Source organism: Nostoc sp. KVJ20 (assembly GCF_001712795.1).
Classification (GTDB): domain Bacteria; phylum Cyanobacteriota; class Cyanobacteriia; order Cyanobacteriales; family Nostocaceae; genus Nostoc.
On the sequence record NZ_KV757747.1, the window covers coordinates 1 to 11,499 of the forward strand.

Below are 11,499 nucleotides of genomic sequence, written 5' to 3' on the forward strand. Positions count from 1 at the left end.
CTAACCCCCAGCCCCTTCCCTACTAGAGTTGTAGAGTAAAATTCAAAGGTTTCACCCCACCCTAGCCCTCCCCTTGCAAAGGCTACGGTGTACACACAAGTCAAAAGTAGATCAATTTCTCGTTGTTCTCTCTTTTATCTCGTTCCTATGCTCTGCATAGGAATGCCTGATTAGAGGCTCTGCCTAGGCTGTTGACTTTGTGCCTTTTTGGAGGGTAAAAGTTCATGCAGTTTCTGTGTCGTTAGTGTTGGCTGAAAATAAAGTTTTTCTCTTTGAGAGCATAGATTGTCCAAAAACTTCAGAGAGCCATTCTTCAACATCTGTAAAACTAATGTTTTCCAGTGCATTTTTAATAACGGAGGTTGTTAAATTCATGGTAGATAAACAAATAGTTAATAACATCTGCCCCATCTCTTTAATTGGACAACGTGCAGAAAATTGCTTATATTTTCCAAACAACGATTCAATTACATCAGAAGTAGCTAAAAAAGTTTCTTTATCCTTGATTTGCAAACACTGATTAGTCACGTAATCAAATATTTGCTGTTGGAAATCTTGGAGCGAACTGTTAACAAATTCAAATTTATTTTGCTGAAAATATTCCAGGGATTGAGAATTAAGTCCTAATTGTTTTAATTGGGTTTCTAGACTGCGCGTCATTGCTACCATTTGATTCCAGTGAATCAGGTCTGCTTCATAATCAGCTAACCATCCCAATTTCTCTATTATTTTTGGATAAATCAGCTTATGTTCAATATCTGACATTAATTTAATCAGAGTTTCTGCTGGAGAGTTTAATAGCTTAATCGCCCAATTAGTTAATCTTTCAACATTGAAGTAACGACATTGAGAACGTTGAGATGGAGGAGACAAAAAAGATAATTCTGTTTGCTGGAGTCTTTGCCTGCATGTATTGCATTTTTGCATAAATGACTGATATCTATCATCTGCATCTAACCTGTATTTTAAAAGTAAAGCCATTGCATGAGTGACATCATGAGTGTAAATGATTCCTGGATAATTTTCTTTATATAGCTTGATTCCACGAGCCAGGTCATTACTATGATCTGCAACTATTTGTACTGGTACGCCAACTCTTTCTGTGATTTTATTTAGCTGATGAAGAATCATTTCTCCTTTTGTCGAACCCATAATTTCTAATCCTAATAATTCGACATCCTCAAGTGATAATGCTCGTCCTTTTGCAACTACTTGTTCACTAAAATACTTTTGTGAGATTCCTAGTATAACTAAAGCTTTTTGCTTTCCTAATTCCAGTGTAAAATCAACAATAAATATCCAATCATCCCGATACTCTTTTTTTCTTGTCAATTCATATATCCCCATCCTTCCTAACCATTTTCTTATACAAGTAAAGCTTGGGGTTATATTTGACTCAGATTTAAATAACTCGAATACTTTTTCTGTCGCTCTAAAACTGATACCACAGTCAATTAAAAGTTCTAAAGCTTGTTGAATTGTCTGAGCATCATAAGTATGTCCCTTAATACTTAATTCCTCACTATATTTTTTCTCGTCTAAGTTGTTCTCCTCACTAGCAATTTCTTCTTTTTTTCACCGACTTCTCCTCCCATTTTCTGCTCTTTTATCTGTGATTCTGCTGCCAGCGCACGCTGTTTCCAATGCTCTCGTGATGCAGTTAAATCTCGGACTTTTATTTCTAACGTCCTGACTTTCTTTTGTTTTTCTAAGGCTTTTTCTCTCCAGCTATCTCGACCTTTATGAAACAACCGTGCTAATCTACTGACTGGGCTTTTAAACTCTTGCATTTACTTTGGCTTTTCTCGACTCTAGCAACATCATTATTGCATGAAATAATTTTGCCTTAAAACCAACAAAGTCAACAGCCTAGGCAGAGCCTCTAGTCAGATATTGAGTCAGAGACTNNCCGTAGCCTAAAAGGAGAGAGGCTTTTAATTGTTCCCCCTTCCCGCGACGAGTTTGGGGTTAGGGGGTTAGGTCTATTTGCAGCCTACAAAACTTAATGATGATGGTGGTGGTGATGATGCCCCGCTAGTTGGGGATTAACTGCCACAGTTTGCTCTGACAAGAGTTGTGCAATATGAGCATCAGCCCATTGCGCCGCCATCGCCAAGAATTCTGGATGGTCGTTGACGCAAGCCATTTGTACGTAGTTCGTACCAGGATGCTGTTTTTCCAAAGCATGGATGATGTGGTGTACATCCAATAGAGTTTCGTGATTTTCTGTCGCAAAGCCAATTGGCATAAATATCACTACTTTTGCACCCAATTGGATCAAGTTATTTGCAGCTTGCTCTGCATTTGGCTGTGTCCAATCAATTAACGGCGTGTCATGATTGAGCCAACCCACGGAGATTAAGGGATAACGGTTAATCAACTTATCTCGAACTAAATCGTACATTGCTTCACTTTCAGCAATCCCAGAAGTAAAGCCTTTGGCTTTGTGAGGACAGCCGTGATTCATTAACACAATACCGATTTGAGAAGGTAGATAAGCTGAGGCTAACTCAGCAATTTTCTCCTCAACCAGATGAGCCATTAAATCGATATAGGCTGGTTCGTTGAAGAAAGAAGGAATGTAACGCTGTGCTTTAACCCAGTGTTCTTCACCATCAGTCAACTCAACAAGAGCATTGTTAACTTGCTCGATCGCAATCCCACTAGTAAAGATAGAATCAACAACCAGCAGTGGGTAAATTAGTAGCTTCTCAAAGCCTTGGTTTTTGATTTCTGCTAAAACTTGGTTGGGCAGAAAAGGGGCGCAAAAGTTAAAAGCTTTGAAAACTTGAACCTTATCGCCCCATTTTTCTTGTAAATTCTTCTCAATTCCAGCCCGCTGCTGTTCAAAGATGGCGTTGTGTGGGGAGATAAAATCGTGGTGTGTATGTCCCCACTCATGGCGGTCAAATAGCGCCAAAAGCTTTGCTAGGGGGGGATAAATCCAGGTTGGTACTGGTGCAAATTTTGCTGTCAGTAGATTTAAAGCCTGTTCGTTATAGTTGGCGAAATCTTCGTAGCTTTCGACTTCGCCGTAGCCCATAAGCAATACGGCTACACGGTCTTTACCTGATAGATGCTCGTGGGTGTGTTGTACTTTTTCCGGCGTGGCAACCACAATGAGTTCCTCAATATAACCAGAGTGCAGAGAAATATAAAGTTAGGGAATAGTTTGCACATTTTCCCTACTTGTAACTTATTATCCCATCCAGGGGGATAGGATGGGTGGGTAAATCAAGATAATACATCAAAAGACATACAAGACTTACGTGGGGCATTGGGCATTGGGCATTGGGAATGGGGCATGGAAAATCGAACCAATGCATCATCTGCTATACGCTGTTTGACGAGTCTTAAACGGATCACATCACAATACGATTCGGATAAGCATTTTTCACCTTCCTTGTGGTCTGGGGAATGGGGTTGCAGGTATTGGGTAAAGGATGGAATGGCACTAAGAAAAGATACAGCCCTTATTCTGACTGGTTCCCAGCCTCCAGGCTGGGAATCTATTCTGGGAGGCTCCGCCTCCGGTAGCTTGAATTGAGGCAGAGCCTCTTTTAAATACATTCCCAGCCTCTAGGCTGGGAACGAGACGACACAAGCTTTTGGGCTTTTCTTAGTGCCATTTGGTAAAGGATGTATTCAAAACCTTTTCCCTTTTCCCTTTCTTCTTTAACCGAACCCTATTGGATCACATACTGACGTAAGTTCTGATTTATATCCTTATTATTGATTGTTGGGTAAATAGCTAATAGACCCTCGATAGCAGATTTAAGTGATTAATACAATACTAAAATTTGCTAACACGATATATGTCCACCAACGTTCAGGCACAAAGATTTATCTTACACAATGCCAAATTTTCAGAATAGACAAACGAGTATAATTATTTGCCCTGGAATTCATGAGCCAGAATTAACTGAAAGCTTTAGAGTCGGATTGTTAGATTTAGTTTCTAATAACGCGATACCTGGGGTGAGCTACGCGATCGCACCGAATTACGCAAATATACTGATTTATCCGGGTAAAGATGTTTTGGTTTTATCAGCCTTGCACATTTTGCAGTTTTTGCGGGATTGCTTGACCAACTCTCCAGAATCATCAATCATCTTCATTAGCTTTAGTGCTGGGGTAGTCGGGGCAATAGGCGCAGCGCATTTGTGGCAACTCTTGGGTGGTCGTGTCAAAGGGTTTATTGCTATAGATGGATGGGGAGTACCACTAAAGGGGAATTTCCCTATTCATCGAATAAGTCATGATTATTTCACCCATTGGAGTTCTTGTTTGCTAGGTTGTGGGCAAAATAACTTTTATGCAGAGCCAGCAGTTGATCATTTGTCCATTTGGAAATCTCCCCAAAATGTACAAGGCTGGTGGGTAGATTCATCCATTGGAATTTCTCCACCCAAAGGTCGTCTGACAGCAGCTGAGTTTTTGCTTATGCTGTTAAAGCACTATGAAGCAAATTAATCCGGACAATGGAGTAAGTAAACAGGAGTGAGGAGGTAGGAGTGATGAAGGGAAAAGGTTACAGGTAACAGGGGACAGTGAAGAAAAACTATACCCTATACCCTATACCCTATCCCCTATCCCCTATCCCCCATGCCCCATCTACCCAAAGTATCTAATGTTTCCAACTGAACCGGCTGCTGTTAATAACGGGTTTGGCGCACTGCTAAAAAACCGTGGTTTTATGCTCCTGTGGATTGGGCAATTGGTGTCCCAGTTAGCAGATAAAGTCTTCTTCGTTTTGATGATTGCTCTACTGGAGAACTACTCACCGCTTCCAGGGTTGGCACAAAACTCGATGTACTCAACCTTGATGCTGTCCTTTACAATACCAGCAATTTTGTTCGGCTCGGCTGGTGGTATCTTTGTTGACCGCTTGCCAAAAAAGCTGATTATGGTTGGCTCAGATGTCGTGCGTGGGTTGTTAACGCTGTGTCTTCCCTTTTTGCCAAGGGAGTTCCTAATTCTGTTAATTTTAACTTTTGCCATTTCCTCAGTGACGCAGTTTTTTGCACCAGCCGAGCAAGCAGCTATTCCCCTGTTGGTGAAGCGAGAAAATTTGTTGGCAGCTAATGCGCTGTTTAGCAGCACGATGATGGGAGCTTTAATTGTTGGCTTTGCGATCGGTGAGCCGATTTTGAGTTTGTCGAAAAGCCTGATGGGAGCAGAATACGGTCAAGAACTTGTGGTTGGTGGATTATATCTATTATCGGCTGCGATCATGCAGCCAATTAAGTTTAAAGAACACAAACCCCACCAAGAACACCAAGGATCAAATCACCCTTGGACTGAATTCACTGAGAGCTTGCGCTATCTTAAGAAAAACCGTTTGATCTTGAATGCCATGCTGCAACTGACAACTTTATATTGTGTGTTTGCAGCGTTAACAGTGCTGACAATTCAATTAGCCGAGGAGTTTGGTCTTAAAGAAAAACAGTTTGGCTTTTTCCTAGCAGCAGCCGGGGTGGGTATGGTATTTGGTGCGGCGATTTTAGGTCACTGGGGTGATAAGTTGCATCACAAACCCCTACCTTTAATTGGATTTTTGATGATGGCACTAGTTTTAGGAGTGTTCACTTTTACGCACAACTTGTTGGTGGCGCTGGGATTGTGTGCATTTTTGGGTGTAGGTGCTGCCTTCATTGGTGTGCCCATGCAAACTTTAATTCAACAACAAACACCATCTACTATGCACGGTAAGGTATTTGGCTTTCAAAATCATGCCGTCAACATCGCTCTGGCCTTACCTTTGGCTATTACTGGGCCATTAACTGATGTTCTGGGCTTGCGAACTGTGCTTGTAGCAATGAGTATTATTGTCGTGGTTGTGGGTGTTTGGGCTTGGCAAAATACTCGCAAAGTATTGCAAGACGTAATTTAATTAATGTAGGCTAATAATCTAACTTTATATTTAATATAAAAATTAATAAGATTTTGATTGAAGTTTTCAATTAAAATGAAATCTTAACTACAGAATTCAGCATTAACTTTAGCTATAGTCTGAGGTTTGACCGTGCGATCGCTTTCCCAAATTAGTCTCCCACAAACCGAGAATCACAAACAGTCTCGTGCTTCTAGCCAGCCAGTCGTGCCCAAACGTGCATCTGGCGGTTTTGCTCTACTTGACAGCCTTCATCGCCACGGCGTTGATTATATTTTTGGTTATCCTGGTGGGGCAATTCTACCAATTTACGACGACCTGTATAAGGTGGAAGCAACTGGTGCTATGAAGCACATTCTCGTGAGACACGAACAAGGCGCAGCCCACGCTGCTGACGGTTACGCCCGTGCTACAGGGAAAGTAGGAGTATGCTTTGGTACTTCTGGCCCAGGAGCAACTAACTTGGTGACAGGCATCGCCACAGCCTACATGGATTCGATCCCGATGATTGTAGTCACGGGACAGGTAGCACGTCCGTCCATTGGTACAGATGCGTTTCAAGAAACCGATATCTACGGGATTACCCTACCGATTGTGAAGCACTCTTATGTAGTGCGTGACCCCAAAGATATGGCGCGAATTGTCGCTGAAGCTTTCCACATTGCTAGTACTGGACGTCCGGGGCCTGTTTTGATTGATGTCCCCAAAGATGTCGCTTTAGAAGAATTTGACTATGTACCTGTAAAACCAGGTTCAGTGAAGTTACGCGGTTATCGTCCCACGGTGAAGGGTAATCCCCGGCAAATTCATGCCGCAATCCAGTTGATTACTGAAAGTCGCCGTCCGCTATTGTATGTCGGTGGTGGTGCGATCGCAGCTGGTGCTCATGAAGAAGTAAAAGAACTGGCTGAATTATTCAACATCCCTGTCACCACAACCTTAATGGGGATCGGTGCATTTGATGAACATCATCCCCTAGCTTTGGGAATGTTGGGAATGCACGGCACTGCTTACGCTAACTTCGCCGTTAGTGATTGTGACTTGCTGATTTGCGTTGGCGCTAGATTTGACGATCGCGTTACAGGCAAGTTAGACGAATTCGCCTCCCGCGCCAAAGTCATTCACATCGACATCGATCCGGCAGAAGTCGGCAAAAATCGCATTCCTGAAGTGCCCATCGTTGGTGATGTGCGGAACGTGTTAGTAGACTTGTTGCGTCGCTGCAAAGAAACAGGGATTAAGGCTACACCGAATCAAAACCAAGAGTGGTTAAATTTAGTCAACCGCTGGCGCGAAGAGTATCCTCTAATCGTGCCGCAGCATCCCGACAGCATTTCACCCCAAGAAGTGATTGTAGAAGTCAGTCGCCAAGCACCGCAGGCTTTCTATACCACAGATGTAGGACAACATCAAATGTGGGCAGCGCAATTCCTGAAGAATGGCCCAAGACGCTGGATTTCTAGCGCTGGTTTGGGAACGATGGGTTTTGGCTTACCTGCGGCAATGGGTGCGAAAGTAGCGTTTCCTGATGAAGAAGTCATCTGTATTAGCGGTGATGCTAGTTTCCAAATGTGTTTGCAGGAACTAGGAACACTTGCACAGTATGGAATAAATGTCAAGACAATAATAATCAATAACGGCTGGTTAGGGATGGTGCGCCAGTGGCAGCAAGCCTTCTATGGTGAGCGTTACTCATCCTCAGATATGGAAGTAGGGATGCCAGACGTAGAATTATTGGCAAAAGCTTATGGGATTAAGGGTATGGTAATTAGCGATCGCAGTCAATTAAAAGATGCGATCGCCGAAATGCTAGCACACAAAGGCCCAGTAATCTTAAATGCCTACGTCACCAGAGAAGAAAACTGCTATCCAATGGTAGCCCCAGGTAAGAGCAACGCTCAAATGGTCGGCTTGCAGAAGCAACTGCCCAAAGCGGCAGCAGAGCCAGTGTATTGTAGTCATTGCAATGCTAAAAATGCGCCTACTCATAACTTCTGTGCTGAGTGTGGGACGAAGCTGTAACGCTTTTTGATAATTCAGATCAAAGAGGTAAGGGAGCAAGGAGAAGGGGAGAAAGATTCTGGAATTTCCCCAACTTCCTGCCCCCTTTCTTATTGCGTAGGAACTAGCAATAGTGCGGGATCTTCCTTCGATAAACGAATTACTCGGTGATGCGATAAATCATCACAAAGACGCGATAAATCGCCGTCTCTACAAAAGTAGGGACGGCGATTCATCGTGTCTCTTGCTTTAACCAAACAATCTGAAGGGGTGACAACGCGGCTGAAGCCCTCGAAGGCATTGGTTTAAAATTTGTCTGAGTAAAGTTGGGAGAAGATAGGTATTAATAATTGCACAGAATTAACAAGGTACACCAAATCGATGGAAAATACGAGTCCCTTGCTGAAGAATTTATTAATTGGACATAAATATCTTTTTCGGGTAGATGCCCCAGCATAATCTGTTGCACAGATGCAAATATTAAGCGATCGCTTCTTTCCTCATGAATGTAAGTCAAGATTGTTTTGCGGTATCGTTTGGTTTACTGAAATCAGCGAACTCCCCCGGAGCAAACACTTCTTTATTGTTATCAGGTTTGCGAAAAAGGCCACCAAGTTTATCTATTTCTTGTCTTTTTTCTGCAATTAGTCGAACATACTTTTTCATCTCATATTACCTAATTGTTGAGTGCGGCTCAAAGCAGCAAACACTGCATTAGAAATGACAGTTCGCATACCACCTTTTTCTAACTCGTAAAGACCAGCAGCAGTCACTCCCCCAGGACTAGTCACCTTGTTTCGTAAGACTGCTGGATGTTGATCAGTCTGAAATATAAGTTCTACACTGCCAGCAATCGTATGCAATGTTAGTTCTTGAGCTTGTGTGCGAGTTAAACCTATCTGAACACCAGCATCAATCATCGCTTCGATATACAGAAACGCAAATCCAGTCCCCGCACTACTCAGCGCCGTTGCCATATCAAGGTAATGTTCATTTTGGGTAGCAAATTCCTTGCCTAATGCTTGTAAAATGACTTGGGTATGCGATCGCTGTATCTCTGTCACACTTGATGATGCACTCCACACCGTAGTTCCATGACCAACTTGTACTGCAATATTCGGCATTGTACGAACAACAGCAGCATGATCCAACCCTTGGCACAGAGATGGAATACTTGCTCCAGCCACAATACTAATTACTAAAGCATCAGGTGAAATTTTATCCTTAAGCATAGCCATAACCTCTGCCAAAACCTGCGGTTTCACCGCCAATATCACAATAGATGCGCCTTGTACTGCTTCTATATTGCTCTTTGTAGTACGTATTCCATATTCCTTTTCTAAATGAAGGCATTGACTAGAAAGTGGATCACTGACAATAATTAGCTCAGGTTTTTGAACAGTTTTCGTCGATAACAATCTACTAATTATAATTTCGCCCATCGTGCCGCCGCCGATAAAGGCAATTTGTAAATCTCCGAGCATATCTTCTCCCTATTATCTAAGTCTTTTGATATATTGGCATCAAGATAGATTAGGTTGAATCACAGCCTTTAATACAGTTCCTTGTTCTACATCTGCCAGGGCTTGATTAATTTCTTGTAGTGTATATGAACGACTAATCATACTTGACCAAGCAATATTTTTACTGGAATCACTATGACGTTTTAGTAATTCAATCATTCTGTAAAAATGGCTGAAATCAATTCCCCAAGTCCCGCGAATATCAATATGTTTTAGATTAATTTCTAAGTGTGGATTGATGAGAATCTCACCCGTGTTAGTGTAATGCCCGACAATAACATAGCGACCTCCATTTCTCGTCATATTCAAGCCTTCTTTGACAGCAATGGGAATGCCTGTGGCTTCAATAGTGACATCAGCACCGTGACCGTGCGTCAATTCCAAAACCCGCTCAATATGTTGTTGTGGCTCATCAGCCTTAATTACAAGAGTTTCGTCTACACCGAAGGATTTGGCAACTAATAATCGACTCTCAAATTTATCAATGACAATCACTTTGCCCGCACCTGAGAGCAAAGCTAGAATTGCCGCACTCAAACCCACGGGCCCGCAACCCTGCACCACTACAACATCACCAATTTGAATTTGCGCTCGATCAATAGCGTGTAGTGCAGTTGGTAAAGCACACCCCCCAGCAATGAATTCCTTTGGTGAGACTTCTTCAGGTAAAGTTAGAACTTTAACCCCTGGTTTGAGGTAAATTAGTTCAGACCAACCCCCCAACAACCCATCTTTGGCTGAGTAGGTGACACCATAAACTTTGCGTTGTGGACAGCGAGTGGATGCTTTGGCTACTAGACAATACCAGCAGTTGTAACAGGTTTCGTGGACATCGAGAAAGGTGGCGATCGCTCCAGTAGTAATTAATTTACCATTGACATCACTAACTGCTCCACCTGTTTCCACCACACGACCAACTGAGAAGTGTCCAGGGATGATGGGATACGGTACTCCCTCTAAACGCCCATGTAGCAAATGTACATCAGTTCCACAAACTTCACTATATAAGGTTTCAAGAATGATTCCACCCTTTTCTAGAATCGGGTCTGGTAATTGTTGGACTTCAACTGGTTGATTAGGTGCAGTCATCACAGCTGCTAAGGGCATGAATTACTTCCTCACTATGTTTACCAAATTGCTTCCTACTTGTCACATTCAAGACCACAAAATAATTTCACCGTTAGGTAGTAACCCGATGGCAGAAGTGAAAGTCACACGTTGTCCATCCATCGGCTCAACAGTGTGATAGTTGCCTGTATTGAAAATGAATACATCTCCTACATAAGGTTGGAAGCTGATCATGTCTGCATCTGCAATTACTGTATCACTATAGCCGTAGGAATCGAGTTTATATTGGTCATCTCCTGGTTGCCACTGGCGATCGTAAATACGTGTTTTGCCATAATTATTAGCAGAAAATTTCAAATATAAATTCCAGGAAAGTTGATAAATAACTGTACCAATTTCCCATTCCGATTGTTCTAACGGGGCATAATCAATATGAAGTTGAGTACCTCGCTCTATTTTTCTGATCAGTCCTGCATAATAACTACCATAGAATGGTTCTGAAGCAATTCGCACAATCGCGCCTGTACACTCTCGGATTTTCACCATTAAACGTTCTAATGGATTGAAAGACGCTGCCATAATGCAGTCTCTTAATTTAGTTGTGCGTTCTACTGCTTGAAAATAAGCTGCTTTATTAATGCGGTTATATTCAAACACTGTGATGCCAATTCGTTCAATCTTGGGATTCACATCTTGATAGCAATCAAAGTTGAATAATTGAGCTTGATCAACTAACATCTCACACTCTTGGGATGTGGCAAATTCTTTTAGCCTAATCAGAGGAATTCGGTTTTCCAAGAGCATTCTTAAAGATTCTCTACTTAAGGGATACTCTTGCTTGTTTTCCCATACTTTGGATTTAATCTGGTTAGAAGTAGTCATAATGCAGTTCCTTACATTTAAATTTCAACTCAACTGAAACCTTTTCAATTCTGCTAAATTCTTAACTTGCACATTTTATAACCGTGATACAGCAAGGCTTTGAGAAAGAAATCTCATAAAAATGTGCTAGGG

Annotated in this window: 11 protein-coding genes; 3 read left to right on the forward strand and 8 right to left on the reverse strand. The window is 42.1% G+C overall.

The features are described 5' to 3' along the window. Nucleotides 1–222: 222 nt before the first annotated feature. The 4 genes from A4S05_RS34165 to A4S05_RS40945 form a co-directional block, all read right to left on the reverse strand. Nucleotides 223–1,332 (reverse strand): hypothetical protein, encoded by a 1,110-nt coding sequence (locus A4S05_RS34165; RefSeq protein WP_256091357.1) that lies wholly within the window; start codon nt 1,330–1,332, stop codon nt 223–225. A gap of 206 nt (nt 1,333–1,538) precedes the next feature. Then, nucleotides 1,539–1,790: a hypothetical protein gene (locus A4S05_RS34170; RefSeq protein ID WP_069074207.1), complete on the reverse strand. Its 252-nt coding sequence runs from the start codon at nt 1,788–1,790 to the stop codon at nt 1,539–1,541. Nucleotides 1,791–2,002: 212 nt separating this feature from the next. After that, complete coding sequence (locus A4S05_RS34175; protein WP_069074208.1) at nt 2,003–3,118, reverse strand: ferrochelatase; 1,116 nt, start codon at nt 3,116–3,118, stop codon at nt 2,003–2,005. A gap of 116 nt (nt 3,119–3,234) precedes the next feature. Further along, nucleotides 3,235–3,570, reverse strand: a complete 336-nt coding sequence (locus A4S05_RS40945) for a hypothetical protein (RefSeq protein ID WP_141699889.1) — start codon at nt 3,568–3,570, stop codon at nt 3,235–3,237. A 285-nt stretch (nt 3,571–3,855) separates the two neighbouring features. On the opposite strand from A4S05_RS40945, the gene A4S05_RS34180 reads away from it, so the two are divergent. The 3 genes from A4S05_RS34180 to ilvB all read left to right on the forward strand — a co-directional run bounded on the left by A4S05_RS34180 (nt 3,856) and on the right by ilvB (nt 7,915). Next, the gene (locus tag A4S05_RS34180; RefSeq protein WP_069074209.1) at nt 3,856–4,473 is read left to right on the forward strand and encodes a hypothetical protein; all 618 of its coding nucleotides are present in this window, start codon (nt 3,856–3,858) and stop codon (nt 4,471–4,473) included. A 157-nt stretch (nt 4,474–4,630) separates the two neighbouring features. Then, nucleotides 4,631–5,893, forward strand: coding sequence for an MFS transporter (locus A4S05_RS34185; RefSeq protein ID WP_069074210.1), 1,263 nt, complete (start codon nt 4,631–4,633; stop codon nt 5,891–5,893). A 132-nt stretch (nt 5,894–6,025) separates the two neighbouring features. Continuing rightward, complete coding sequence (gene ilvB / locus A4S05_RS34190; RefSeq protein ID WP_084227368.1) at nt 6,026–7,915, forward strand: biosynthetic-type acetolactate synthase large subunit; 1,890 nt, start codon at nt 6,026–6,028, stop codon at nt 7,913–7,915. A gap of 492 nt (nt 7,916–8,407) precedes the next feature. Here ilvB and A4S05_RS42315 read toward each other — a convergent pair whose 3' ends face one another. From A4S05_RS42315 to A4S05_RS34205, 4 genes are read right to left on the reverse strand one after another with little or no spacing between them, the layout of a single operon-like run. Next, complete coding sequence (locus tag A4S05_RS42315) at nt 8,408–8,560, reverse strand: hypothetical protein (protein ID WP_176727191.1); 153 nt, start codon at nt 8,558–8,560, stop codon at nt 8,408–8,410. Beyond that, entirely contained in the window at nt 8,557–9,378 is an 822-nt protein-coding gene (gene proC / locus A4S05_RS34195; protein WP_069074212.1) for a pyrroline-5-carboxylate reductase, read from the reverse strand. Before proC ends, A4S05_RS42315 begins: the two co-directional genes overlap by 4 nt. 39 nt (nt 9,379–9,417) lie before the next feature. Further along, nucleotides 9,418–10,524, reverse strand: a complete 1,107-nt coding sequence (locus tag A4S05_RS34200; protein WP_069074213.1) for a zinc-binding dehydrogenase — start codon at nt 10,522–10,524, stop codon at nt 9,418–9,420. A 48-nt stretch (nt 10,525–10,572) separates the two neighbouring features. Continuing rightward, the gene (locus A4S05_RS34205) at nt 10,573–11,367 is read right to left on the reverse strand and encodes a 2OG-Fe(II)-dependent halogenase WelO5 family protein (protein ID WP_069074214.1); all 795 of its coding nucleotides are present in this window, start codon (nt 11,365–11,367) and stop codon (nt 10,573–10,575) included. Between the last annotated feature and the right edge of the window lie 132 nt (nt 11,368–11,499).